This is a genomic window from Actinocorallia sp. B10E7, assembly GCF_039871655.1.
In the GTDB taxonomy this organism is placed as follows: domain Bacteria; phylum Actinomycetota; class Actinomycetes; order Streptosporangiales; family Streptosporangiaceae; genus Actinocorallia.
In genome coordinates, this window is record NZ_JBDPLZ010000009.1 from 143,788 (window position 1) to 168,827 (window position 25,040).

General features: G+C 73.0%; 24 protein-coding genes. 15 read left to right on the forward strand and 9 right to left on the reverse strand.

The genetic code is table 11. The features are described from left to right. Nucleotides 1-10 precede the first annotated feature (10 nt). The 6 genes from ABGB12_RS27510 (at nucleotide 11) to tsaD (ending at nucleotide 4,524) form a co-directional block, all read left to right on the forward strand. Complete coding sequence (locus ABGB12_RS27510; protein ID WP_347682365.1) at nucleotides 11-1,090, forward strand: alpha/beta hydrolase; 1,080 nt, start codon at nucleotides 11-13, stop codon at nucleotides 1,088-1,090. Next, nucleotides 1,090-1,536 carry a tRNA (adenosine(37)-N6)-threonylcarbamoyltransferase complex ATPase subunit type 1 TsaE gene (gene tsaE / locus ABGB12_RS27515; RefSeq protein ID WP_347682366.1) on the forward strand — a complete coding sequence of 149 codons (447 nt, stop codon included), beginning with the start codon at nucleotides 1,090-1,092 and terminating at the stop codon, nucleotides 1,534-1,536. Before ABGB12_RS27510 ends, tsaE begins: the two co-directional genes overlap by 1 nt. A gap of 173 nt (nucleotides 1,537-1,709) precedes the next feature. Next, nucleotides 1,710-2,375, forward strand: coding sequence for a hypothetical protein (locus ABGB12_RS27520; RefSeq protein ID WP_347682367.1), 666 nt, complete (start codon nucleotides 1,710-1,712; stop codon nucleotides 2,373-2,375). A gap of 18 nt (nucleotides 2,376-2,393) precedes the next feature. Next, the gene (gene tsaB, locus ABGB12_RS27525) at nucleotides 2,394-3,059 is read left to right on the forward strand and encodes a tRNA (adenosine(37)-N6)-threonylcarbamoyltransferase complex dimerization subunit type 1 TsaB (protein WP_347682368.1); all 666 of its coding nucleotides are present in this window, start codon (nucleotides 2,394-2,396) and stop codon (nucleotides 3,057-3,059) included. 8 nt (nucleotides 3,060-3,067) lie between these two features. Beyond that, a complete protein-coding gene (rimI, locus tag ABGB12_RS27530; protein ID WP_347682455.1) occupies nucleotides 3,068-3,499 on the forward strand; it encodes a ribosomal protein S18-alanine N-acetyltransferase in 432 nt (143 codons plus the stop codon). Continuing rightward, the gene (tsaD, locus tag ABGB12_RS27535) at nucleotides 3,496-4,524 is read left to right on the forward strand and encodes a tRNA (adenosine(37)-N6)-threonylcarbamoyltransferase complex transferase subunit TsaD (protein ID WP_347682369.1); all 1,029 of its coding nucleotides are present in this window, start codon (nucleotides 3,496-3,498) and stop codon (nucleotides 4,522-4,524) included. Before rimI ends, tsaD begins: the two co-directional genes overlap by 4 nt. Here the strand turns inward: tsaD and ABGB12_RS27540 are convergent. Both ABGB12_RS27540 and ABGB12_RS27545 read right to left on the reverse strand, forming a co-directional pair. Continuing rightward, complete coding sequence (locus ABGB12_RS27540; RefSeq protein ID WP_347682370.1) at nucleotides 4,521-6,053, reverse strand: ATP-binding SpoIIE family protein phosphatase; 1,533 nt, start codon at nucleotides 6,051-6,053, stop codon at nucleotides 4,521-4,523. The two genes, tsaD and ABGB12_RS27540, sit on opposite strands and share 4 nt — an antisense overlap. Then, on the reverse strand, nucleotides 6,050-6,673 hold the full coding sequence (locus ABGB12_RS27545; protein WP_347682371.1) for a class I SAM-dependent methyltransferase: 624 nt from the start codon (nucleotides 6,671-6,673) through the stop codon (nucleotides 6,050-6,052). The genes ABGB12_RS27540 and ABGB12_RS27545 overlap by 4 nt, the downstream gene beginning before the upstream one ends. A 140-nt stretch (nucleotides 6,674-6,813) precedes the next feature. Between ABGB12_RS27545 and ABGB12_RS27550 the strand changes: the two genes are divergently transcribed. Then, nucleotides 6,814-8,250 (forward strand): FAD-binding protein, encoded by a 1,437-nt coding sequence (locus ABGB12_RS27550; RefSeq protein WP_347682372.1) that lies wholly within the window; start codon nucleotides 6,814-6,816, stop codon nucleotides 8,248-8,250. Here ABGB12_RS27550 and ABGB12_RS27555 read toward each other — a convergent pair. After that, a complete protein-coding gene (locus ABGB12_RS27555; protein ID WP_347682373.1) occupies nucleotides 8,225-9,475 on the reverse strand; it encodes an MFS transporter in 1,251 nt (416 codons plus the stop codon). The genes ABGB12_RS27550 and ABGB12_RS27555 overlap by 26 nt on opposite strands. A gap of 86 nt (nucleotides 9,476-9,561) precedes the next feature. On the opposite strand from ABGB12_RS27555, the gene ABGB12_RS27560 reads away from it, so the two are divergent. Next, nucleotides 9,562-10,545, forward strand: a complete 984-nt coding sequence (locus ABGB12_RS27560; RefSeq protein WP_347682374.1) for a helix-turn-helix domain-containing protein — start codon at nucleotides 9,562-9,564, stop codon at nucleotides 10,543-10,545. On the opposite strand, the gene ABGB12_RS27565 is transcribed toward ABGB12_RS27560, so the two are convergent. From ABGB12_RS27565 to ABGB12_RS27585, 5 genes are all read right to left on the reverse strand, one after another. Continuing rightward, nucleotides 10,515-12,149, reverse strand: coding sequence for a DNA repair helicase XPB (locus ABGB12_RS27565; protein WP_347682375.1), 1,635 nt, complete (start codon nucleotides 12,147-12,149; stop codon nucleotides 10,515-10,517). The two genes, ABGB12_RS27560 and ABGB12_RS27565, sit on opposite strands and share 31 nt — an antisense overlap. 75 nt (nucleotides 12,150-12,224) lie before the next feature. Then, a complete protein-coding gene (locus ABGB12_RS27570; protein ID WP_347682376.1) occupies nucleotides 12,225-12,608 on the reverse strand; it encodes a hypothetical protein in 384 nt (127 codons plus the stop codon). A 51-nt stretch (nucleotides 12,609-12,659) separates the two neighbouring features. Continuing rightward, the gene (locus ABGB12_RS27575) at nucleotides 12,660-14,954 is read right to left on the reverse strand and encodes a helicase-associated domain-containing protein (RefSeq protein WP_347682377.1); all 2,295 of its coding nucleotides are present in this window, start codon (nucleotides 14,952-14,954) and stop codon (nucleotides 12,660-12,662) included. Nucleotides 14,955-14,963: 9 nt separating this feature from the next. Next, the gene (locus ABGB12_RS27580) at nucleotides 14,964-15,566 is read right to left on the reverse strand and encodes a helix-turn-helix domain-containing protein (protein WP_347682378.1); all 603 of its coding nucleotides are present in this window, start codon (nucleotides 15,564-15,566) and stop codon (nucleotides 14,964-14,966) included. A 33-nt stretch (nucleotides 15,567-15,599) separates the two neighbouring features. After that, the gene (locus tag ABGB12_RS27585) at nucleotides 15,600-15,995 is read right to left on the reverse strand and encodes a cold-shock protein (protein WP_347682379.1); all 396 of its coding nucleotides are present in this window, start codon (nucleotides 15,993-15,995) and stop codon (nucleotides 15,600-15,602) included. A gap of 313 nt (nucleotides 15,996-16,308) precedes the next feature. Between ABGB12_RS27585 and ABGB12_RS27590 the strand changes: the two genes are divergently transcribed. Continuing rightward, nucleotides 16,309-17,139, forward strand: coding sequence for a DUF3027 domain-containing protein (locus tag ABGB12_RS27590; RefSeq protein ID WP_347682380.1), 831 nt, complete (start codon nucleotides 16,309-16,311; stop codon nucleotides 17,137-17,139). A gap of 2 nt (nucleotides 17,140-17,141) precedes the next feature. Next, nucleotides 17,142-20,066, forward strand: coding sequence for a hypothetical protein (locus ABGB12_RS27595; RefSeq protein ID WP_347682381.1), 2,925 nt, complete (start codon nucleotides 17,142-17,144; stop codon nucleotides 20,064-20,066). Here ABGB12_RS27595 and ABGB12_RS27600 read toward each other — a convergent pair. Further along, nucleotides 20,059-20,397 carry a DUF2530 domain-containing protein gene (locus tag ABGB12_RS27600; RefSeq protein ID WP_347682382.1) on the reverse strand — a complete coding sequence of 113 codons (339 nt, stop codon included), beginning with the start codon at nucleotides 20,395-20,397 and terminating at the stop codon, nucleotides 20,059-20,061. The genes ABGB12_RS27595 and ABGB12_RS27600 overlap by 8 nt on opposite strands. Nucleotides 20,398-20,547: 150 nt before the next feature. On the opposite strand from ABGB12_RS27600, the gene ABGB12_RS27605 reads away from it, so the two are divergent. The 5 genes from ABGB12_RS27605 to thpR all read left to right on the forward strand — a co-directional run bounded on the left by ABGB12_RS27605 (nucleotide 20,548) and on the right by thpR (nucleotide 25,033). After that, entirely contained in the window at nucleotides 20,548-20,982 is a 435-nt protein-coding gene (locus tag ABGB12_RS27605) for a MarR family transcriptional regulator (protein ID WP_347682383.1), read from the forward strand. 8 nt (nucleotides 20,983-20,990) lie between these two features. Next, complete coding sequence (locus tag ABGB12_RS27610) at nucleotides 20,991-22,199, forward strand: MFS transporter (protein WP_347682384.1); 1,209 nt, start codon at nucleotides 20,991-20,993, stop codon at nucleotides 22,197-22,199. A gap of 76 nt (nucleotides 22,200-22,275) precedes the next feature. After that, the gene (locus tag ABGB12_RS27615; RefSeq protein WP_347682385.1) at nucleotides 22,276-22,848 is read left to right on the forward strand and encodes a TerD family protein; all 573 of its coding nucleotides are present in this window, start codon (nucleotides 22,276-22,278) and stop codon (nucleotides 22,846-22,848) included. A 3-nt stretch (nucleotides 22,849-22,851) separates the two neighbouring features. Continuing rightward, nucleotides 22,852-24,468, forward strand: coding sequence for a TerD family protein (locus ABGB12_RS27620; RefSeq protein ID WP_347682386.1), 1,617 nt, complete (start codon nucleotides 22,852-22,854; stop codon nucleotides 24,466-24,468). Nucleotide 24,469: 1 nt separating this feature from the next. Further along, complete coding sequence (gene thpR / locus ABGB12_RS27625; protein ID WP_347682387.1) at nucleotides 24,470-25,033, forward strand: RNA 2',3'-cyclic phosphodiesterase; 564 nt, start codon at nucleotides 24,470-24,472, stop codon at nucleotides 25,031-25,033. Nucleotides 25,034-25,040 lie beyond the last annotated feature (7 nt).

Here is a 25,040-nt window from a genome sequence, read left to right on the forward strand (position 1 = left end):
GGAGGCTCGGTTGGACGTCGGGAACAGACGCAGGCTAGGTATCGCGGGCGCGGTCGCGGCGCTGGGCGCGGCGGGCGTCGGAGCGGCGGTCGCGGCGCGCCGGGTGGCGGTCGGCCGGGTCCGGCTACAGCCGGACCCGTACGCGGGAGAGCCCTTCGGGGTCCGGTGCGGCGAGCCGATGACGGTCCTGGCCGACGACGGCCTGCCGCTGTACGTGGAGGTCGACGAGCCGGCGGAGCGGGTCCCCGGGCGGCCGACGCTCGTCTTCTGCCACGGCTACTGCCTGACCCAGGACACCTGGCACTTCCAGCGACGCGATCTGAAGGGGTTCCGCAAGGTCTTCTGGGACCAGCGCAGCCACGGGGCCTCGGGGCGCAGCAAGCCGGGCAACGCCACCATCGACCAGACCGGCGCGGACCTGGCCGCGGTGCTGCGCGCCACGGTCCGTCCGGACGAGCCGGTGGTCCTGGTCGGCCATTCCATGGGCGGGATGTCGATCATGGCGTTGGCCGACCGGGAACCCGGTCTGTTCGGCTCCGGTGTCGTCGGCGTCGGCCTGGTCAACACCTCCACCGGCGACGTCCACGAGATGACGCTCGGTTTCCCGCTGCTGCTGGCCAAGATGGTGCGCCCGTTCGCGCCGCGCGTGGTCAGCGGGCTGGGCCGCCGCAAGCAGATCGTGGACCCCGCCCGGGAGGTCGGCGCCGACGTGGCGTTCTTCGTGATCCGCCGGATGGGCTTCGCGGACAGGAGGATCAGCCCTACCATCGTGGACTTCGTGGAGCAGATGATCCGCGCCACGCCCATCGACGTGATCGCCGAGTTCTACCCGTCGCTCATGCGCCATGACAAGCGCGCGTCGCTGGAGATCCTGACGAAGGTCCCGGTCCTGGTCATGTCGGGGGGAGCCGACGTGCTCACGCCGAAGGTCCACGGCGAGCTGATCGCGGATCTGCTGGACGACGTGGAGTTCGTCGGGATCGAGGAGGCCGGGCACCTGCTCCCGCTGGAGCATCCGGACCGGGTGACCGCGGCGCTGCGGCGGCTGGTGGAGCGGGCCGCGGGCGGGCGGGGAAGGAAGGAGGGCTAGTGCGCATCGAGACGGCCGAGGAGATGCATCGTTTCGGCAGGGAACTGGCCGGGCGGCTGCGGGCCGGGGACCTGGTCGTCCTGTCGGGCGGCCTGGGGGCGGGCAAGACCACCCTGACGCAGGGCATCGGCGCGGGGCTGGGCGTGCGGGGCCCGATCACCTCGCCGACCTTCGTGATCGCGAGGGTGCATCCGTCGTTGTCCGGGGGACCGCCGCTGGTGCACGTGGACGCCTACCGCCTGGGCGGTCTGGCCGAGGTGGACGATCTCGACCTGGACGCCTCGCTGGAGGACGCGGTCACCATCGTCGAGTGGGGCGAGGGTCTGGTCGAGGAGCTCGCGGAGGACCGGCTGGAGGTCCGGCTGGAGCGGGTGGGTTCGGGTGAGGAGCGTGAGGTGACGGTCACCGGAGTGGGGGGGAGATGGTCCGGGAGCGTTCCAGGATGAAAAAAGGCGGTTCTTCTGGTGCGGAAGCTACCGCTAGGTACTCCCTAAGTTGCATTTAGATGTCGTAACCTCTTCACCGCAGTAACGAGTTACTTCCCCTGATATCTCGGTAACGGGAATGGGAGTCCTCCATGGGCGGTCAAAGACGCAGATCCAGCGGTTCCGAAAGGAGCATGGCGATCCTCCTGGCCGGGGCGCTGACCGCGGTGCTCGCGGTCTGCGCGGTCGCGGGGCTCTTCATCCTGCGCAACGCGGGTGGTTCGCCAGAGGAGCGGATCGAGCCGGCGCGCAGTCAGCAGAGCGCCGCGGCCAGGCCCAAGACGACCTTCACCCCGTTCGAGGTCGTGCCCGCCGCCTGCGACCTGGTGAAGCCGGAGACCGCCGCCCGGCTGGTCCCCGACACCACCGCGCGCCCGCACGAGGGCACCGAGGCCGACGACTACTCCAAGTGCAGCTGGGGTGAGCTGGGCGCCTCCCACCCCCGGGAACTGGCCATCGAGGTGCGCGGCATCACCGGCTCCACGCCGATCAAGCAGGCGGTGTCCACGTTCCAGGAGGAGGCCACGGCCGACGAGGGGGGCGAGGGCCTGCTCTCCGGCCAGAGGCTGAAGCGCTTCCAGAACGTCGAGGGCATCGGCGAGCAGGCCTACGAGCTGTTCATCGCGGAGAAGTTCCAGGGCCAGGGGATCGTCAACGTCCAGGTGGGCAACGTGCTGCTCACGGTGAGCTACGGGGGCAGCGCCAAGGAGGACACCCCGCTCAGCGAGGACATGTGCCTGGACGGCGCCCGCGAGGTGGCCAAGGCGGCGGCGGAGGCGGTACGCAACCAGGCCGCCTGACGGCTACGCTTGGCGGTTGTGCTGGTTCTGGCTTTCGACACCGCGACCTCGGCGGTCACCGTCTCCCTCTACGAGTGGCTGCCCGGTGACACCGTCTATGCCCGCAGCAGCGTGCACGGGGTGGGCAGGCAGCGCCACGCCGAGGTCCTGACCCCCTCGATCTCCCAGGTCCTGGCGGAGGCCGGGGTCTCTCCCGGCGAGCTGAGGGCGATCGCGGTGGGCGTCGGCCCCGGCCCCTACACCGGGCTGCGGGTGGGCCTGGCCACCGCGCACGCGCTGGGCGACGCGCTGAAGATCCCGGTGCACGGGGTCTGCACCCTGGACGCCATCGCCTGGGCCACCGGGCGGAGCGATCCGTTCGTCGTCGCCACCGACGCCCGGCGCAAAGAGGTCTACTGGGCCAGGTACGACTCCTACACCAGCCGCCTCACCGAGCCGGCCGTCGGCCCGCCCTCCGACGCCGCCGAGCCCGGCCTGCCCGTCCACGGCGAGGGCGCCGCGCTGTACCCGGCGGTCCTGGGCGAGCCCGGCGAGCCGCTGATGCCGTCCGCCGCGGCGATCGCCGAGATCGCGATCATCCGTCTCTCGGGCCGTCCCGGGCTGCCCCTGCTGCCGCCCGAACCGCTCTACCTGCGCCGCCCCGACGCCCAGGAGATCGGTCCGAGGAAGCGGGCGGCCCAGTGATCCGGCAGATGACCGCGGCCGACCTCCCCGCCGCGATGGAGATCGAGCACGAGCTCTTCGCCGACGAGGCCTGGACCGAGGGCATGCTCCTGGGCGAGCTGGCCGACCAGCCCCGCACCCGGCACTACGTGGTGATGGAGCGGGACGGCGAGATCATCGGTTACGGCGGGCTGGCCGCCGCGGCCGACGAGGGGGACATCCAGACGATCGGGATCCGCCTCGCCCACCAGGGCAAAGGCCTGGGCGCGGTGCTGCTGACCGAGCTGCTGGAGGAGGCGGGGCGCCGCGGCTGCCGCGCGGTGTTCCTGGAGGTCCGCGCCGACAACGAACCGGCGCTGCGGCTCTACGAGAAGTTCGGGTTCGTCCGGATAGGCGTCCGCAAACGCTACTACCAGCCGTCCGGTGCGGACGCGATCGTCATGAGGAGGGACAAGCAGTGAGCGAACCTCTGGTGCTGGGCATCGAGACCTCCTGCGACGAGACCGGGGTCGGCATCGTCCAGGGCCACACCCTGCTCGCCGACACCGTCGCCTCCAGCGTCGAACTGCACGCCAGGTTCGGCGGGGTGGTGCCCGAGGTGGCCTCCCGCGCCCATCTGGAGGCGATGACCCCGACGGTCGACCGGGCGCTGAAGACCGCGGGCGTGACCCTGGACGACCTGGACGCGATCGCGGTCACCGCGGGCCCCGGCCTGGCCGGCACGCTGATGGTCGGGGTCGCCGCGGCCAAGGCTTACGCGTTCGCCCTCGGCAAGCCCCTGTACGGCGTGAACCACCTGGCCGCGCACGTGGCCGTCGATCAGCTGGAGCACGGGCCGCTGCCCAAGCCGTGCGTGTCGCTGCTGGTCTCCGGCGGCCACTCGTCGCTGCTGCTGGTGCCCGACGTCGCCACCGACGTCCGCTCTCTGGGCTCGACCGTGGACGACGCCGCGGGAGAGGCGTTCGACAAGGTGGCCCGGGTGCTGGACCTGGGTTTCCCCGGCGGCCCGATCATCGACCGGACCGCCAAGACGGGCGACCACGCGGCGATCGCCTTCCCCCGGGGCAAGCTGGACGACGGGACCTACGACTTCTCCTTCTCCGGCCTGAAGTCGGCGGTCGCCCGGTGGGTGGAGGGCCGGGAGCGCGCGGGAGAGCCCGTCCCGATCGCGGACGTGGCCGCCTCGTTCCAGGAGGCGGTCGTGGACGTCCTCACCCGCAAGGCCATCGCGGTCTGCAAGGCCCACGACGTCGACCACCTCCAGATCGGCGGCGGGGTCGCCGCCAACTCCCGGCTCCGGGAGATGGCCAAGCAGCGCTGTGACAAGGCGGGGATCCGGCTGCGGGTGCCCCGCCCCGGCCTGTGCACCGACAACGGCGCGATGGTCGCCGCGCTCGGCGCCGAGCTGGTCGCCTCCGGGGTGGAGGACTCCCGCCTGGACATCCCGGCCGACTCGTCCCTTCCGGTGACGACCGTCCGCGTCTAAGGCCCGTCCGGCTGGACGGTCAGCCGGAACCAGACGACCTTGCCGGTGGAGGTGCGGGTCGCGCCCCAGTGGCAGGCCAGCCGGGAGACCAGCTGCATGCCGCGGCCGTCCTCGTCGTCGGCGTCGGCGTCGCGCAGCACCGGCAGCGCGTGCTCGTCGTCGCTGACCTCCACCAGCAGGCCCTCGGTGTGCAGCAGCCGCAGCTCGATGGGGCGGGTGGCGTAGCGGACGGCGTTGGTCACCAGCTCGGTGGCGAGCAGCTCGGCCAGCTCGCTGTGCTCCGACAGCCCCCAGGAGGCGAGGGTGGCGCGGATCAGCCGCCGCACCTTGCCCGGGGTGGTGCGCCGCGGCTGCAGCATCCAGCGGGCGACGCGGGCGGCGGGGATGCCCTGCAGGTCGGCCATGAGCAGCGCGACGTCGTCGTCCTGCTGGCCGCCTCGCGGCAGGACGCGCAGCACCTCCTCGCACTGGGCTTCCAGGGGCAGCCGCCGGGCGCCGAGGACGGAGCACAGCTCCGACAGCCCGTCCATGAGGTCGCGGCCGCGCACCTCGACCAGACCGTCGGTGCACAGCACCAGCCGGTCGCCGTCCCGCACCGGGAACTCGATCGGCTCGAAGGCGACTCCGCCCACGCCGATCGGCACCCCTTCGGGGACGGGCAGCAGCTCGGCGTGCCCCGCGCGGTGGACGAGGACGGGCGGCAGGTGCCCGGCGTTGGCGAACGTGACCCGCCGGGCCACCGGGTCGTAGACCGCGTACAGGCAGGTGGCCAGGTGGTTCTCGCCGAGCCCCTGGGCGAGCCCGTCGAGCTGGCGGAGCACCTGGTCGGGCGGCAGGTCCAGGGCGGCGAGGGTCTGCACGGACGTGCGGAGCTGGCCCATGATCGCCGCCGAGCGCATGCCGTGGCCCATGACGTCGCCGACGACCAGCGCGACGCGGCTGCCGGGCAGCGCGATCGCGTCGAACCAGTCGCCGCCGACCCGGGCGTGGTCGCTGGCGGGCAGGTACCGGTGGGTCAGCTCGATTCCGGCGAACCGGGGCAGCGAGGTGGGGAGCATGCTGCGCTGGAGGGTGTCGGCGGTGGTCGCCTCGACCCGGTAGCGGTGGGCGTTGTCGGCGGCGAGCGCGGCCTGCCCTGCGAGCTGCTCGGCCATCATCACGTCGATGCCGTCGTGCGGCCGGCGTTCGCGTTCCAGCAGGGCCGCCCCGAGGGTCCGGCCGCGCACCTTCATCGGGAGGGCCAGCAGCGTGCCGTCCTGGAGGGGGGCGTCGAGCCGCATGACCTCGCGGGCGAGGTCTTCGGGCTGTCTGGGGCCGGTCACCAGGCGCAGCTCGTCGGAGCCGTCCAGGCGCTGGCCGGTGAACAGGCCTTCCAGCAGGTAGACGGTGACGGTGTCGGCGAGCCGCGGCACCATGGCGGAGGCCAGCGCGCGGGCGCTGGCCCCGGGGTCGAGCCTGGTCCCGATCCTGGTGGCGGCCTCGCCCAGGTAGGCCAGCCGTTCGCGCAGCCCTTCGGCGGTGACGGTCATGGGCGGCGGCAGTTGAGGAACAGCTGGACTTCGGGGACGGCCTGGGTCGTGGAGGGCGCGTAGCTGAGCACGTGCTCCTCCTCGACGGCGAACCCGGCCTCCTCCACGACGGCGCGCAGTTCGTCCCGCAGGAGGCAGGAGACCCGCACCTCCTGGCCGAGGAAGGCGATCGGGACGTCGTCGAGGTCGGCCTCGACCATCGACAGGCAGAACAGCCCGCCGGGCCGCAGGGCGCGGTGGACGCGGGCGAGGGCGTCGGGGAACTCGCGCAGCGGCAGCATCAGCAGGACGAAGAACGCGACGACGGCGTCGTATTCGCCTTCGGCGTCCCGCAGGTCGCCCTGCCGGAAGGAGGCCTCGGGGACGTTCGACCGGGCGAGGCGGACCATCTCGGCGGACAGGTCGAGGCCGGTGACGAGGTGACCGGCTCCGGCCAGCTGGGCCGCGGTCGGCAGGCCGGTGCCGCAGCCGAGGTCCAGCACGGCGGAGCCGGGGGAGAGTCGGCCGAGCAGCCACTCTCCGGCGGAGATCTGCCCGTCTTTGTGGGGGAACGCCTCGTCGTAACGGGCGCCGATGTGATCGAAGGCCGCCGCTTGGCGGTCTTCCCGGGCTGCGTGCATACTCCCGTTCCTCCGGTGGTCCAGTGGCCGTGGAGACGGCCGGTCGGAGTGGCGCAGATTTACAATCTAGGACATTCCGTAGTGAGATTCTTGCAAAGATCCTTTCAGGTCGTCTGAACGGATCTTCAGGAGGTACCACCGTGCGGGAACCCGGTCGCCGCTCCGTCATCACCGGGCTGATGGCGGGCGCGCTCGTCCTCGGCCTCGACCCCGTGACCCGGTCCTGGGTCACCGCGGCCCACGCCGAAGGCCCCTTCGACCGGCTGCCGCCGCTGGACGGGCGGCTCCGGCTCGACAACGCGGCCCTCGACGCGATGGCCGACGACTTCGGCCACATCGTCAGCAGACGACCCCGGGCGGTCCTGGAACCGGGATCGGTCCAGGACGTCGTCGCCATGATGAGGTACTGCCGCCGCCACGGCATCCAGGTGGCCGGACGCGGCCAGGGGCACAGCACCAACGGGCAGTCCCAGGTGGAGGGCGGGCTGGTCATCGACCTCGGCCCGCTGGACTCCCTGGAGATCCGGGCGGACCGGGCCGTCGCCGGAGCGGGCGCCACCTGGCTCGCGCTGGTCCAGGCCGCGCTCGCCCGGGGGAAGACCCCGCCGGTCCTCGCCGACTACCTGGGCCTCTCCATCGGCGGCACCCTCTCGGCCGGCGGGCTCGGCGGCGCGATCGGCCACCACGGAGCGCAGGTCGACAACGTGCTGGAACTGCAGGTGGTGACCGGCAAGGGCGACCTGGTGACCTGCTCGCCGACCGTCCGGCGCGACCTGTTCGACGCCGTGCGCAGCGGCCTCGGCCAGGTCGGCGTCATCGTCCGGGCCACGGTCAGGCTCATCGACGCGCCCTCGACCGTCCGGCGGTACAACCTGTACTACCCGACCGTCGAGGCGCTCACCGCCGCACAGCGGCGCATGGTGGACGAGGGCAGGTTCGGCTACCTGGAGGGCCAACTCGCCCGTCAGGAGGACGGCTCCTGGACGTTCATGATGGAGGCCGTGGCGTTCGACGCGACCCCCGAGGACGACGCCGCGCTCATCGGCGACCTCGGCCACGCCTCGGTGACCATCGACGACCTGACGTACTTCGACTTCCTCAACCGCATCGCCCCGGTCGTCGAGATCCTCATCCAGCTCGGCGAGTGGGCCCGGCCGCACCCCTGGCTCGACAGCGTCCTGCCGGGCTCCAGGACGGACGAGCTGGTGACCGGGGCGCTGCCCGAGCTGACCCCCGACCTGATCGGGATGAGCGCGGTCATCCTGCTCTACCCGATCCCCACGGCCAAGGTGAAGGCCCCGCTGCTGCGGTTGCCGGACGAGAAGCACGCGTTCCTGTTCTCGCTGCTGCGCACCTCCTCGCCGGGCGCGGCCGACGCCGCCACCATGACGGCGGCCAACCGCGCGTTCTACGAGCGGGTGCGCGCCGCCGGAGGCGGCTGGTACCCGATCGGGACGCTCCCGCTCAGCCGGGACGACTGGCGGCGGCACTTCGGCGGGGCCTGGCCGGCGTTCAGCGCGGCCAAGCGGACCTACGACCCGTCGAAGATCCTCACGCCGGGACAGGGGATCTTCTGAGCGGAGGCCTGGTGCGGAGGCCGGCGGACACGAACGCCGCGGCGATGCACAGGATCCCGGCTCCGTACCAGGCCACGTCGTAGTTCCCCAGCTCGTCCCGCAGGAGCCCGGCGGCGACGGAGGCGAAGGCGGCCCCGATCATGTGGGAGGCGAAGACCCAGCCGAACACGATCGAGCCGTCCTGGCCGAACAGCCGCTGGCACAGCGCCACGGTCGGCGGGACCGTGGCCACCCAGTCGAGGCCGTAGAAGACGATGAACAGCAGCATGGCCGGCTCGGCCGTGGCGGCGAACAGCTGCGGCAGCACCAGCAGGGACATGCCGCGCAGACCGTAGTAGGCCACCAGCAGCTTGCCCGGGTCGACCCGGTCGCTGAGCCAGCCGCTCAGGACGGTGCCCGCGACGTCGAACACCCCGATCACCGCGAGCAGGCCCGCGGCGGCCGGCTCGCTCATGCCGTGGTCGTGGGCGGCCGGGATGAAGTGGGTGCCGACCAGGCCGTTGGTGCTGGCCCCGCAGACGAAGAAGCCCAGCACCAGGTACCAGAAACCGCGGCTGCCGGACGCCTCGCGCAGCGTCCGCAGGGCGCGCCGGGCGGCGTCGGGCTGGTGGGGGTGCTCCCTGGGGCCGTCCGCGCCCAGGGCGGTCAGCCCGGCCTCCTCGGGGGTGTCGCGGAGCAGGAACCACACCAGGGGGACGACGGCCAGCGCGGCCGCCGCGACCGTCACGGAGGCGAAGCGCCAGCTCTGGTGCTCGGCCAGGTAGGCCAGGAGCGGCAGGAAGACCAGCTGCCCGGTCGCGCCGCTCGCCGTCAGCACGCCCATGACCAGGCTCCGGTGCCGGACGAACCACCGGCTGGTGAGGGTGGCGGCGAAGACCAGCGCCATCGAGCCGGTGCCCAGGCCGACCAGGACGCCCCACAACGCGACCAGCTGCCAGCTCGCGCTCATCCAGACGGTGAGGCCGCTGCCCGCCGCGATCAGCGCCAGCGCCGCCGCGACGACCCGGCGCATGCCGAACCGGTCCATCAGGGCGGCGGCGAACGGCGCGGTCAGCCCGTACAGGAGCAGGTTCACCGAGACGGCCAGCGAGATCGTGCCGGTGGACCAGCCGAACTCCTCGCGGAGCGGATTGATCATGACGCCCGGTGTGGCCCGGAAGCCCGCGGCGCCCATGATCGCGACCAGCGCGACGCCCGCCACGATCCATGCCCTGTGCAGCTTCATGCCTGAATTCTCGAGAGACCGGAGGGGTTGCGGCGAGTGGCTGGAAAGCCAACTACCGAAAGATTTCAGCCATTACGGTAGCGGGCATGACGCACCGGATCGCCGTCCTGGTCCTGGACGACTTCGCCCCGCTCGACTTCGGGATCCCCGGCCATGTCTTCCCGGTGGCCGAACCGCCCGCCGACTACGAGGTGCTCACCTGCAGTCCCGCGGGCGGGCCCGTGCGGTGCCGGGCGGGCTACGGCGTCCAGCCGGACCACGGCCTGTCGCTGCTGGAGACGGCCGACACGATCGTCGTCCCCGGCATCCTCGGCGGCGCGCCACTGAAGGACGGAAGCCTCCAGGAGGACGTACGAGAGGCGCTGAGGGCCACTTCGGCCCGGTTGGTATCGATCTGTACGGGAGCCTTCGTGCTGGCCGCAGCGGGCCTCCTGGACGGCCGCCCGGCCGCGACGCACTGGCGTCACGCCGAGCGGTTCTCGCGGCTCTTCCCGTCCGTCCGGCTGGACCCGGACGTGCTGTTCGTCGACGACGGCGACGTCCTCACGTCCGCTGGAGTGGCCGCGGGCATCGACCTGTGCCTCCACGTCATCCGCAGGGACCACGGAAGCGAGGTCGCCAACCGGGCGGCCCGGCGCTGCGTGGCCGCCCCCCACAGGGAGGGCGGCCAGGCCCAGTTCATCGAACGGCCCGTCCCCGAACAGGGAGGCGGCGGCACCGCCCCGACCCGCGCCTGGGCGCTGACCCGGCTGGCCGAGCCGACCACCCTGGCCGACCTGGCCGCGCACGCCGCGATGAGCCCCCGCACGTTCACCCGCAGATTCCGGGAGGAGACCGGTCTCAGCCCCGCCAAATGGCTCAACCTCCAGCGCGTCGAGCACGCCCGCCGCCTCCTGGAGGCCACCGACCTCCCGGTGGACGAGGTCGCCCGCCGCAGCGGCTTCGGCCACGCCGTCTCCCTGCGCCAGCACCTGCACGCGACGCTGGGCGTGGCGCCCCTGGCCTACCGGAAGACCTTCAGGGACCGGCCGGCCGAAGGTCAGACGTCGTCGGCGTCGACGATGCGGTAGGCGTAGCCCTGTTCGGCCAGGAAGCGCTGACGGTGGGCGGCGAAGTCCTGGTCGAGGGTGTCGCGGGCGACGACGCTGTAGAAGCGGGCGCTGCCGCCGTCGGCCTTGGGGCGCAGGACGCGGCCCAGGCGCTGGGCCTCCTCCTGGCGGGAGCCGAAGGAGCCGGAGACCTGGATCGCCACGGACGCCTCGGGCAGGTCGATGGAGAAGTTCGCGACCTTGGAGACGACCAGGCACTTGATCTCGCCGCTGCGGAATCCGTCGAACAGCCGCTCCCGCTCCTTGATCTTGGTCTCGCCCTTGATCACCGGGGCGCCGAGGCGTTCGCTCAGCTCGTCGAGCTGGTCGATGTACTGGCCGATGACGAGGGTCTGCTCGCCCCGGTGCCGCTCCACCAGCCGTTCCACGATCCGGGTCTTGGTCTCGGTCGTGGCACAGAACCGGTAGCGCTCCTCGGGCTCGGCCGTGGCGTAGGCCAGCCGCTCGGAGTCGGTCAGGGTCACCCGCACCTCGACGCAGTCGGCGGGGGCGATCCAGCCCTGGTTCTCCATCTCCTTCCAGGGCGCGTCGTAGCGCTTGGGTCCGATGAGGGAGAAGACGTCGCCCTCCCGGCCGTCCTCGCGCACCAGGGTGGCGGTCAGGCCGAGGCGGCGGCGGGCCTGCAGGTCGGCGGTCATCCGGAAGATCGGCGCGGGCAGCAGATGCACCTCGTCGTAGATCACCAGGCCCCAGTCGCGGGCGTCGAACAACTCCAGGTGCCCGTAGGCGCCCTTACGCCGGGACGTCATGATCTGGTAGGTGGCGATGGTGACCGGGCGGATCTCCTTCTTGGCGCCCGAGTACTCGCCGATCTCGTCCTCGGTGAGGCTGGTGCGGCGGATCAGCTCCTGCTTCCACTGGTGGACGCTGACGGTGTTGGTGACCAGGATCAGCGTGGTCGCCCGCGCGTGCGCCATGGCCGCCGCGCCGACCGTCGTCTTGCCGGCCCCGCAGGGCAGCACCACGACCCCGGAACCGCCCTGCCAGAACGCCTCGGCGGCGTCCTTCTGGTAGGGCCGCAGCGACCAGCCCGTCTCGTTCAGGTCGATCGGGTGGGCCTCGCCGTCCACGTACCCGGCGAGGTCCTCGGCGGGCCAGCCCAGCTTGAGCAGCGCCTGCTTGAGGGTGCCCCGCTCGGACGGGTGCACGACCACGGTGTCCTCGGAGACCCGGTCGCCGAGCAGCGGCTTGATCTTCTTGGACCGCAGCACCTCCTCCAGCACGGCCCGGTCGGTCGAGATCATGACCAGCCCGTGGGCGGGGTGCTTCTCCAGCCGCAGCCGCCCGTACCGCCCCATGGTGTCGGCGACGTCCACCAGCAGGGCGTGCGGCACCGGGTAGCGCGAGTACTCGATCAGCGCGTCGACGACCTGCTCGGCGTCGTGCCCGGCCGCCCGCGCGTTCCACAGCGCCAGCGGCGTCACCCGGTAGGTGTGGACGTGCTCGGGCGCCCGCTCCAGTTCGCAGAAGGGCGCGATGGCCCGACGGCAATCACCCGCCCGCTCATGATCGACTTCCAGCAGCAGCGTCTTGTCCGACTGCACGATCAACGGACCATCATTCATAGGCATCGAGTCTGCAACACCGGAGAGGGTGCCGGTGTTCCTGCGCGCCGGTGCGGGTGGGATTCCGTGCCGGGATCAGACGGTGATGCCGTCGCCGCCGGTGGTGGACTCCTCGAAGGAGCCGGAGATGCCCATGGCGAAGAAGAGGACCAGCAGTACGATTCCCACGAGGACGGCGGCGCCGAAGATCACCCAGCTCCACATGGTGAGGTTCTTGGCGGAGACCGGGTCGGTGTTGACCCGGCCCACCGCCATCGCGGCGGTGACGATGCCCGGAACGGCCAGCAGACCGCAGCAGGTGATGGTGAGCAGGATGTTGGCGACCAGCGCGGCCACGGCGGCGCCGTTGCTCGCCGGAGCGGGCGGCGGGATGAACGGCCCGTACTGGTTCCCGTACTGGTTCGGGTGGCCGGGGATGCCGTAGCCGTAGCCGTAGGGGTCTTGCGGGGGATAGCTCACGGGGAGACCTTCTCGTCCATACCTGTAGGACTGTGCAGAGTATCGATGGGTTCAGATTTTCCGTATGCCGGTGATGCGGTGCAGCACGAAACGCTGGATGGAAGCCCTGGTCTGGTCATACGCCGTCAGGTAGCCGCCGTCCACCCGCACCGGTTCGACGATCCGGCTGGAGGCCTGGCCCTGCTGGTCCAGGTAGCCGATCCACAGCCGGGTGCCGATGGCGGCGCGCAGCTCCTCGATCATGGACACCGACGGGGTGCGCGGAAGCTCCCCGGTGGGCGCGCCGACCGAGGCCGCCTCCTCGCCCGCGCGCAGCGCCCGGATCGCCGCGGCGGCGACCTGCTCGTCCACGAGCTGCTCATGCTCGGCGGGCGGCCGAGCCGCGGGCTCGGCGCGCCGGGCGTCCAGCCGGGTGACCACCAGCCCGCCCTCGGCCGATTCGGGGACGGGGGAGAAGCCGACGGAACGCAGCGCCTCCAGCAGCTCCTGGCGGGACAGGCGGGAGGCCAGCACCGTCGGAGCCAGCCGGTACAGGCGCAGGGTCGCGGCGCGGCGGTCGGCGAGGATCTCGTCCAGGGCCGCCGGGTCGTCGCAGCGGACGTACGACAGGGCGGTGCCGATCCGGAGCCGGCCGTGCCGGCGCCCGACGTCCTCGACCAGGTAGGCCAGCGGCTGCGGGACGGGGGTGCTGCTGTGCCGCGCGAGCAGATCGAGCAGGTCCGAGACGGTGCGCCCGGCGTCCAGCGCCCGCCGCACGGACTCGGGGGTGAACCGGTAGACGGTCGCCCCGCCCTTGGACTCCACGTCGGCGGCCAGCGCCAGTTCCCGCGCCAGGTCGGGCACGAGCGGGCCGGGCGCGACCGCCGTCAGGTCGGCCTGGAGCATCACCTGGTCGACGGGCTCGGGCAGCAGCGCGCCGAGAGTCTCGGCGAGGTCCTCCCCGGCCAGGAGCGCTCCGGCGTAGGACGCCGCGGCGCCGAACCCGGTGACCCCGAGAAAGGCCGCCTCGTGCAGGGTCCACGAGACGATCCGGTCGTGCAGGCCGCCCGTGCGCCGGGGGTGCCGCCAGGCCAGCGCCCGCAGCACCGACTCCTCGGCGGGCGCGAGCCCCTCGGGGAGCGCCTCCAGCACCTCCAGCGTCTCGCGCCTGATCCACGGGGCGGAGGGCCGGACGGGCTCGTCGGACAGGGCGTTGATCGTCTTGTCCCTGGCGTCGCGTTCGCCGATCAGGCCGGGCACCCGGTCGGTCCCCAGCCAGGCGTAGGCCAGGTCGGTCCAGCGGGCGGCCGCGTCGCGCAGCAGCCACAGGTCGTAGGTGCGGGTGGGCAGCCACTGCGAGGACACGGCGTCGCGGGCGAGCAGGCCCGCCGCGTAGGCCGTCTCGACGACCAGCGCGGTGTCGCGTTCGGTCAGGTCGAGCAGGGCCGCGGCGGCCTTGAGCTCGCGGACGCCCAGGCCGCCGGAGCGCAGCACCGGCGGCGGGTTCACCCCCCAGTGCTCCAGCAGGTCCTCGGTCAGCCGCAGGAGGGTGAAGGCCTGCCCCGAGGCGATCTGGTCGGTCAGCCTCCGGGACCGGGTGGTCCCGGACGGCGCCGGCGGGGTGACCACGTCCTCGCAGAAGAGCGCGCCCTGGCGCAGGTGCAGCCCGACCTCGCGGGGCAGGGTCACCGTCCGGTCGTCCGTGGCGATCAGCAGGCCCCGGGCCAGCAGGCGCTCGACGGGGCTGCGCGCCTCGGCCAGGCGCACCGGCCGTCGCGCGTTCTCGATCCGGCCGGTGGGAGGCCCCCAGGTCAGGTGCTCCAGCGCCGCACCGGCCTCGGGCCCGGCGTCCCGGACGAGGGGGCCGGGATCGGCCAGTACTCCGGCGAGGGCCTCGGCGAGCCCGGAGGCGCTGGCGAAGGCGGTGGAGACGCCCAGGTCCTCGGCGAGCTCCAGCAGCCTGTCCAGGGGCAGGGCCGCCAGGGCCTCCCGGGCGGGCGGCCCGAGCCCGGCCGGGTGGGTGATCGCCGCCCGGACTCCGGGGGCGACCCGCAGGGTGCGGGCGGGGCCCGGCCACACCAGGCCCTGGTCCCGCAGCCGCTCCACGGCTTCGGCGCACCGCGCTCCCAGCGCCTTCCTCAGCGAGGTGAGGGTGGGGGAGGGCAGGACGATGACGGCTTCGAGGACGGCCAGGGCCGCGCGGTCCAGCCGGTCCAGCGCGCGGTTGACCGCCGCGGGGGTGACGGCGCGGGCGGCCAGGGCGGCCAGGTCGGCGGGGACGGGAGTGATCAGTTCGGGCCGTGCGGAGACCAGGGCGCGCAACTGTTCGTCGGTGCGCCCGCGGAGCCAGTCCCCGTAACTGTCCAAGCAGGCCCGCTAGTTCTGGTTCAGCAGTCCCAGGGCCAGCCGGGCCCAGGCGGCTGCGAAACGTTTCTCGTCGGTCTTGACCGGGGTCTGGTACAGCGACTCGCTGGCCAGCCAGTAGTTGACCACCGAACCGCCGAGGATCGCCGCGATCGCCTGCCAGTCCTCGTCCTTGCCCTTGAACTCGGGCTGGGTGGCCAGCCAGGTCGCGATGCTCTCGTACAGGGGGTTGACCACGCCGTCCCGCATGTCGGCGACCAGTTGGGGGAACTGGTCGAGGTCGCGGAAGAGCACCCGGATGAGGTCCTGCTCCTCGCGCATCTTGGCGATGCCGGCGTGGCAGGTCATCCGCAGCCGCAGGTCGAGCGGCTTGCTCTTGAGCTGCTCGGACTCGGCGAGGACCGTGTTGACCTGGTCGCGGGTGCGCTCGATGCGCTCGCGCACGGCGGCGGCCAGCACTTCCTGCTTGGACGGGAAGTGGCGGTAGAGGCCGCCGGCGCCGGGGGACAGCCCGGCGGCGGCCTCGATCTCGGCCACCGACGTCGCGGCGTAACCGCGGTCGGCGAACAGGCGCAGCGCTTCGGCCACGATCCGTTCGCGCGTCGTTCTGCTCATTGATGTGATCCTCCCCCAGAAGCCTAGGGCAGGTCATGCGTCGATGTCGTCGGCGACGGCGCGCAGAACGGTTGCGATCTTGCGTGCTTCGGAACCTGACGGGTGTTTTCCGCGCCGGTAGGTCTCCGAGACGTGGTCGAGGAGCTTGATCAGATCCTCGGTGATGAGGACCATGTCGTCGGGCCGCTTGCGCTTGGCCTTGGCGATGGTCTTCTCCACCGAGGGCGGGGTGTCGACCACCCTGACGGACAGGGCCTGCTGGCCGCGGCGGCCTTCGACCACCCCGAACTCGACCCGTTGGCCCTGTTTCAGGGTTTTCGTTCCGGCGGGAAGTGCGGAGGAATGCACGAAAACCTCACCCCCGTCATCGCGGGTGAGAAAACCGAAACCTTTGTCGGTGTCGTACCACTTGACCTTGCCACTGGGCACGGCGGACCTCTGTCTGGCTGCGTGTTCTGTGATCCGTACAAGGCTAATGCCTTACGGCAAAACGGCATACTCCTTATCGTCCGCCGATGGCCCGGCGGACGCCCGCGAGGGGCCGGATCCGGGTCGGATCCCGCCATCACGGCCGTCATTTCAAGGAACGGCCCGGGAAGTTGGCCTCTCTTTAAGTTTGGTCCGGAACCACCGTTCAGCAGCAGCCGAAACAGGGTTCCGGGAGTGGCCGGAGACGGTCCGGAGGCCACGCGGGACGGGGAGGGGTGCACGGTCATGCCCCGGCATGGGTGACAATCGGTCTGTGACGTCACTCCGTTCCGCCCCAGCCCGCCGCGGCCGCTCCGTCGCGGACCCGGCCTGCGTCGAAGCCGTCGACCTGGCGCTGGAGGCCGCGAAGGAGACGGCAAGGCCCTCCGAAGTGGGCGAGCACCTCGGGTACGCCGTCGAAGGCGACCGGGTGGTGACCCACTTCTTCGCCTGCACCGACTTCGGTTACCGGGGCTGGCGCTGGGCCGTCACGGTGGCCCGCGCGGCGCGCGCCAAGGTCGTCACCGTCTCCGAGACGGCCCTGCTCCCCGGTGAGGAAGCGGTCCTGCCGCCCGAATGGGTGCCGTGGCTCGACCGGCTGCGCCCCGGCGACCTGGGCCCCGGCGACCTGCTGCCCACCGCGCCCGACGACGCGCGGTTGGCGCCCGGCTTCGCCCAGCCCGAGGAGGACCTCGACGAGCAGGCCCAGTGGGAGCTCGGCCTGGGCCGGGCCAGAGTGTTGTCGTTCGAGGGCCGGGACCAGGCCGCCGAACGCTGGTACGAGGGCACCGCCGGCCCGCACGCCCCGATCGCCGTGGCCGCTCCCGCCCAGTGCAGCACCTGCGGTTTCTACGTTCCGCTCGCCGGCGGCCTGCGCCGGCTCTTCGGGGTCTGCGCCAACGAGCACGCGCCCGACGACGGCCGCGCCGTCTCGGCCGACCACGGCTGCGGCGCCCACTCCGAGGCCGTCGTGGTGCCCTCGGCGGCCGAGGCCCCGCCGCTGATCCTGGACGAGCTGGCCCTCTACCAGATGTCCGGCGTCGCGGAGGGCCCCGAGCCGCCCGAGGACGAGGTGTCCGACGAGGAAGCCCTCGGCCACAGCTGACCATGGAGGATCCCTTCGGCACCGCCGGGCTGAGGGCCCGGGTCCTGGAAACCTGGACGTCCTCGCCCGCGCGCTTCCGGGAGGACGCCAACGCCGAGGAGGACTACGCGCTCGGCGGCTACCGCGACCGGGTCCTGGTCGAGCTGGCGCAGAACGCCGCCGACGCCGCCCAGCGGGCCGGGGTGCCCGGGCATCTGCGGCTGGTCCTGCGGGACGGGACGCTGACGGCCGCGAACACCGGGGCGCCGCTCACCGCCGAGGGCGTGGAGTCCCTGTCGTCGCTGCGCGCCTCCACCAAGCGCGGAGCCGACTCGGCGGGCCGTTTCGGGGTGGGGTTCACCGCGGTCGTCTCGGTGAGCGACGAACCGTCCGTCGCCTCCCTCACGGGGGCCGTCGCCTGGTCGGCGGAGCGCACCCGCGCCCTGGTCGAGGGAATTCCCGCCCTGGCCGGGGAACTGGCGGCGCGGCACGGTCACGTCCCGGTCCTGCGGCTGCCCTTCCCCGCCGAGGACGTCCCGCCGGAGGGCTTCACGACCCGGGTCACCCTCCCGCTCCGCGACGAGGCGGCCGAGCGGTCGCTGCGCGGTCAGCTCGCCGAGCTGGGGGCTCCGCTCCTGCTCGCGCTGCCCGCCCTGGCGACCCTCACCGTCACCGTGGACGGGCGGACCCGCCTGCTGCGGGCCGCGCGCCCCACCCCCGAGACCGTCACCGTCACCGTCACCGAGACCGAGGACGGCCCGCCGGGGGAGGAACGGGAGACGGTCTCCCGCTGGCGGACGGCCGAGGCCCACGGCGAGATCCCCGGGGAACTGCTGGCCGACCGGCCCGCCGAGGAGCGGGGACGCCCGTTCTGGTCGGTGCGCTGGGCGGTGCGGGCCGAACCGCGCGGCCCGCTGGACGCCCCGCCGGCCGGCGGTGAGGTGCTGTACGCGCCCACGCCGACCGCCGAGCCGCTGGACTTCCCGGCCCTGCTGATCGCGAGCCTTCCGCTCGCCTCCGACCGCAGGAGGGCGGAGCCGGGCGCGCTGACGGACTTCCTGGTGGACCGGGCCGCCGAGGCCTATCTGGAACTGCTCGCCGGAGCCGGGGACACCGGCCTGCTCGACCTGGTGCCGAGCCCGGTCCCGGCGGGGGTGCTGGACGGGGCGCTGCGCCGGGCCGTGCTCCGGCGCCTGCCCGAGGCCCCGCTGCTGCCGCTCGCCGAGGACGCGGGGGCCGGGGTCAGGGGCCGGGACGCGGTGGCGGTGGACGGCCCCGCCCCGCTGGTGGAGATGTTGAGCGGGGTGGTCCCCGGCCTGCTGCCCGCCGCCTGGCCCGCCGGGCACCGCGCGATGCGGGCGCTGGGCGTGCGGCGCATGTCCCCCGCGGACGTGGTGGACGCGCTCGCGGGGCTGGACCGCGAACCCGCCTGGTGGCGGGGGGTCTACGACGCGCTGGGCGGGGTGGACGCCGGGGAGCTGGGCGCGCTGCCGGTGCCGCTGGCCGACGGACGGCTGGTCCGCGGGCCGCGCGGGGTGCTGCTGGCCCGGGACCTGCCGGAGCCGGGACGGGCGGCCGTGCTGGGCCTGCGGATCGCCGACCCGGACGCCGACCACCCGCTGCTGGTCCGGCTCGGGGCGGTGGAGGCCGGCCCCCGCCAGGTGCTCGCCGACCCGGCGGTACGGGCCGCGGTCGAGGGCTCCCTCGACCTGGACGACCCTGAGGAGCGCGCCGCGATCGCCGACGCGGTGCTGACGCTGACCGGCGCGCTGTCGGGCCCCGCCGAGCCCTGGCTGGCCGAGCTGGCGCTGCCCGGTGAGGACGGCGAGCCGTACCCGGCGGGCGAGCTATTGTTCGAGGACTCCCCGCTGCGCCGGGTGATGGGGGAGGACTCGCCTTTCGGGATCGTGGATCCGGGGCTGGTCGAGCGGTACGGGGCCGTGGCGCTGGAGAACGCCGGGGTGCTGCGGGGCTTCGCGCTCCTGCGCGTCGCGGACGTCGATCTGAACGACCCCGAGACCCTGGACGAGCTCGGCCTGGACGGCGTCGAGGACTGGGACGTCCCCTCGGGGTACCTGCCGGAGCTGGTGGCCGTCCGGGACCTGGAGCTGGTCCAGGACTGGGAGGCGGCGCTGCCGCTGCTGGCCCGCCCGCCCTACCGCGAGGCGGTCGTCGAGCCGCTGTCGCTGATGGACGGCACCCGGGTCCCCTCCTACACCTCCTGGTGGCTCGCCCGTCACGAGGTCCTCGGCGGGGTGCGCCGCGCCCATGACGCCGACCCGCTGCTGGAGGGCCTGTACGACCCGGCGCCGCGGTTCCTGGACCCGGAGTTCGCCGGGGCGCTGGGCGTCCGGCGGACGCTCGCCGACGTCCCGCCGGACGAGCTGCTGGACCGGCTGGCCGATCCGGGGCGGCCGGTGCGGCGCGACCAGCTCAGGGAGTTGTGGACCTGGCTGTCGCACGCCCCCGACCTCCTGCCTCCGGACGAGGTGCGCGCGGTGGCCGGGGGCTCGGTCGAGGTCGTCCCGGCCGAGGACGCCATCGTGGTGGACGTCCCGTACGCGCTGCCGCTGCTGGCCGACCAGCCGCTGGTGCTGCTGCCGCACGCCCGCGCCGAGGCCCTGGCCGAACTGCTGGAGCTGCCGCTGGCCTCGGACGAGGTGCCGGGCGGGCCGGACTCCCCGGGCGTCGAGCGCGAGGTGCCCGAGATCGTCCGCGAGCTGTTCCCCGAGGCTCCGGAGAGCTACCTGCACCACGAGAGGCTGGTCGTGCACGGCCGCGAGGTGCCGTGGTGGTACGACGGACGCCCGCACGCGTCGGGTCCGGAGGGTCTGGCCCGCGCCATCGCCTGGGAGCTGGGCCGGTGGGCCGACCGGCAGTCCTTGGCGGCGCTGCTGACCGCGCCGGAATCGGCTGCCCTGCTGCTGGCCGAGGCCGATCTCAGCTGAGCGGCGGACGGCCGCCCGTCCCGTCCCCGCCCTCCCGGCCGGACCGCGCCTCCCGCGTGGCCGGCGTCTCCTCCGCGGTCCGCGCGCCCTCGACGGCCCGGGCCTCCTCGGCGGCCCGCGTCCGTTGCATGCGGGGGATGAACCAGCAGGCGAAGACCCCGATGGCCGCGCCCGTCATGCACACCCACAGCCACCAGCGCTGGTCCTCGGGCAGCCCGATCACCAGCAGCACCAGCAGCGCCACCGTCCAGACGACGGTGCCCGCGATCGCCGTGTGCACGTCGTTGGTCTTCAGCGGTTCCGGTTGGGGCCGGCGGGGATGTGTCGGCATGTCGGCCACACTATCGGCGTCCCGCGACCGGTCACGGCCGCGGGGGATACCCCTCGCCGGTATAGGGTGCGGGGCTGCTGGGCGATGCGGGAATAGACGATCCGGGAAGGTCGTTAGCAAGGGTAATGACTCTTGCTAACGAATGTGATGATGAACGAGACCACGAGGACGACGGGCTCCGGCCTGGCCGAGGAGTTGCGGATCGCGGTGGCCCGGCTGTCGCGCAGGCTGCGGGCCCAGGTGGGAGGCGACCTGTCGGTCACGCAGTTCTCGGCGCTGGCGGTGCTGGAGCGGCACGGCGAGATGACGCCGAGCGAACTGGCCGAGCACGAGCACGTCAAACCGCCCTCCATGACCAGGACGGTCGCGGCGCTCGAGGCGGCGAGGCTGGTCGCCCGGCGGCCCCATGCGACCGACCGGCGGCAGGTGGTCCTCGCCGCGACCGAGGCGGGCCGTGCGCTGCTGGACGAGCACAGAAGGCGCAAGGAGGCCTGGCTGGCGCTGCGGGTGGCGGCGCTGAGCGAGGAGGAGAGGGCCGTGCTGGAACGGGCGGTGCCGATCCTGGAGCGGCTCAGCAGAAGCTGAGGGGCGGCATGTTCCGCAGCCTGCGGAACCGCAACTACCGCCTCTTCATGTCCGGCCAGGTGATCTCCAACGTCGGCACCTGGATGCAGCGCATCGCCCAGGACTGGCTGGTGTTGCAGCTGACCCACGGCAGCGGGACGGCCCTGGGCATCACCACCGGCCTGCAGTTCCTGCCGATGCTGCTGTTCGGGCTGTGGGGAGGGGTGATCGTCGACCGCTACCCCCGGCGGAAGCTGCTCATGATCAGTCAGCTCGGCCTCGGCCTGCCCGCGCTGGTCCTGGGTGTGCTGGCCGTCACCGGCGGCGCCCAGGTCTGGCACGTGTACCTCCTGGCGTTCGTCCTGGGCATGGCGACGGTGCTCGACAACCCGGCGCGGCAGACCTTCGTCGTCGAGATGGTCGGCAAGGACGACCTGCCGAACGCCATCGCGTTGAACAGCGCCACCTTCAACGGCGCCCGGATGATCGGCCCCGCCGTCGCGGGCGTGCTGATCGCCCTGGTCGGCACCGGACCGGTCTTCCTGATCAACGCCGCCTCGTTCGGCGCGGTGATCCTCGGCCTGTGGCTGATGCGCGAGGACGAGCTGCACGTGCTGCCGCCCGTCCCCCGCAAGAAGGGCCAGCTGCGGGAAGGGCTGCGTTACATCCGGAGCCGTCCGGACCTGGTCACCGTGCTGGTCACGGTCGCGCTGGTGGCCGGCTTCTCGATGAACTTCCAGATCACGACCTCGCTGGTGGCCACCGAGGTCTTCGGCAGGGGCGCCTCGGAGTTCGGCCTGGCCAGTACCCTGCTGGCGCTGGGCTCGATGAGCGGCGCGCTGCTGGCGGCCCGCCGGGTCGCGCCCAGCAGGCGGCTGCTGTACGGCGCGGTGCTGGTCTTCGGCGTGTTCGAGATCCTGGTAGGGCTGATGCCGACCTGGCCGGCCTTCCTGGTCATGCTGGTCCCGACCGGGCTGGCGCTGATGACCTTCACCACGGCCGCCAACTCCACCATGCAGCTGGGCGTCTCGGGGGAGATGCGGGGCCGGGTGATGGCCCTGTACATGCTGGTGTTCATGGGCACCAACCCGATCGCCTCGCCGATCGTCGGCCGGCTCGCCGAGACGTTCGGGGCCAGGTCCTCGATCGTCCTGGGCGGGGCGGTGGCGGTCCTGACCGCCGGTGCCGTGATCGCTTATCCCCGGATACGCCGCGAAACCGTCGTGTCTTCGGCATAGGCTCATGTCAGATGACAACCTGCGGCCCTGCTGCAAAGCTGGATACTCGGACAACCGAACGTGGAGGGGCGACGTCGTGACTGTTTCGTTGCAGAAGGGGCAGCGGATCTCGCTGCAGAAGCCCGGCGGTGGAGGGCTCGCCGTGGTCCGGATGGGCCTCGGCTGGGACGCGGTCAAGAAGAAGAGCTTCTTCGGCTCCCGCGAGCAGGACATCGACCTCGACGCCTCGGTGGTGCTCTTCGCCGACCACCAGGTCGCCGACGTCGTCTACTTCGGCCAGCTGACCAGCCGGGACGGCTCGGTCCGGCACACCGGCGACAACCTCACCGGCGCCGGAGACGGCGACGACGAGTCGATCATCGTGGACCTGAGCCGGGTGCCGGTCCACGTCACCTCCCTGGTCTTCACGGTCAGCTCCTTCCAGGGCCAGACGTTCAACGAGGTGCAGAACGCCTTCTGCCGGCTGGTGGACGAGAGCACCAACCAGGAACTGGCCCGCTACACCCTCACCGGCGGCGGCGCGCACACCGGCATGGTGATGGCCCGGCTCTACCGGCACGGCCAGGAGTGGAAGCTCGGCGCCATCGGCGAGCCCAGCATGGGCCGGACGTTCCAGGACATGCTTCCGGCGATCGCGGCCCACGCCTGATCCGTGGCCGAGCTCATCCGGGGGGCCAACGCCCCGCTGAGCGCCGCCGGGCTCACCGTCACCTGCTCCTGCGCGGCCCCGGTCGATCTGAGCGCGCTGCTCGTCGGCCGGGACCTGCGGGTGCGCTCGGACGCCGACCTGGTCTTCTACAACGCCCCCGAGGGGCCCGGCGTGCGCTGGTCGCAGGACGCGCTGGAGATCCACCTGCCGGCCGTCCCCTCCGACGTCCACGCCGTCCTGGTCGCGCTCAGCCTCGCCGACCACGCGCCGCTGTCGACGGTCCCGCCGCCGACGGTGCGGGTCGGGGACCACAGCTTCACCATCGACCGGCTGGCCGACGAGACCGCCCTGATCGCCCTGGAGCTGTACCGGCGCCAGGACTCCTGGAAGGTCAGGGCCGTCGGCCAGGGGTACGCGGCCGGGCTCGCGGCCCTGGTCACCGCGCACGGCGTCCAGGTGGACGACCCCGGCCCTCCTCCGCCGGCCCCGCCCCGGGTCCAGCCGGAGCCGGACGGGCCGTCCCCTCTCTACGGAGCGCGGCCCCAGGGCGGCTCCGCCGTGCCCCCGCAGGCTCCGCCGCCGCCCGCCGAGACGCCCGGCCGCGGACCGGACGCCGGGCGAGTGCCGTTCACCGACCGGGCCTGGCTGGTCTGGGAGGACGCCAGCCGGTCGCTCGCCGCCTACCGGGCGTCGATGGACCACGCCCTGGTGATCAGGGAGGACGAGATCGGCGGCCGTGCCGCCCCGGGACGCTCCCAGCAGCTCATGCAGGCCGCGACCGAGCGGCTGACCACCGACATGACCCAGCTGGCGGGGGAGCTGGCCGCGCACGAGGGCGTGGCGGGCGCCGAGCTGTCGTCCTTCGACAGCCCCGCCTGGCTGACCTGGGAGCCGGGCGAGGAGCTCGGCGAGGGCCTGCTGCTGGGCCACCTCAACGCCGAGGAGATCACCACCCTCCGGATCCCGCTCGTCCTGCGCATGCCCTGGCGGCGCATGGTCTGGATCAACCGGGGCCTGACCCCGCACGATCCGGTGGCCTTCGCCTGGTCCCTGGTCACCCGGTTCTTCGCCGCGGTGCCCCCGGGCGTCTGCGGGCTGGACGTCGTCGACCCCACCGGCCTGTCGGGCGCGGGCTGGCTGCACGGGCTGCCGCCCGCCACGGTCAACCTGCTGTGCGGCGGCGGGGTCGCCGCCGGCCGGGAGGCTGCCCACCGCCTGAGTCGGCTGATCGACCTCATCGACCTGCGGGCGGTCGGCGGCGACGACTCGGCTCTGCTGCCAGGCGTGCCCCCCGTCCGGCTGCTGGTGGTCTTCGACGTGGGCGCGGCCCTGGAGGAGCACGGCGACCGGCTGATGCGGCTGGTCGAGGACGGACCGCGGCTGGGCGTCCCGGTGATCTGCGTGGAGACCGAGACCCCCACGGACGACTCGGTGCGGGCGCTGCGGATCAAGCAGTCGGGCCACACCCTGCCGTCCGGCGAGGGGGTGCTGTCGGACGCCTGGGTCGGCGGCGACTGGATCCTCACCCCCGAGGTGCTCCCCGACGGCGCGGGCACCCGCCCGCCCGCGCTGCTGGGCCATGTCCTCAACGCCCACGGCCGGATCATCGAACGGGCATGAGATGAGGCTCTTCGCGGCTCTCATTCCGTCCGAGGAGGCCCTGGACGAGCTGGCCGAGGAGCTGGCCGAGGTCAGGGCCTCCTGGCCCGGCCTGCGCTGGATGAGCCGCGATCTGTGGCATGTGACGCTCGCCTTCTACGGGGAGGTCGACGAGGTCGGCCACCGGCTGCTCCTGCCGGGGCTGGAACGCGCGGCGGACCGCCCCGCCCTGGAACTGGCCTTCTCCGGCGCGGGCGCCTTCCCGCGGGGAGGATCCCGGTCCCGGGTGTTGTGGGCGGGGATCGAAGGGGACCTGCAGGCCCTCTCCGGGCTGGCCGGAGCCGTCGCGGAGGCGGGGGAGGCGGCAGGGGCGGAGGTGGACAGGTACCGCGCCTACCACGCGCACCTGACCCTGGCCCGCTCCCGTGTCCCGCGCGACCTGCGCCCGCTCGCCGAACGGCTGTCCGGTTTCGCGGGAGCCCCCTGGACGGCGGGGGAGATCCACCTCGTCCTCAGCCACCCGGGCGGCGGGCGCCGCGGCCTTCGCTACGAGTCCCTGGCGAACTGGCCCCTGCGGGAGCGCTGACCGGCCG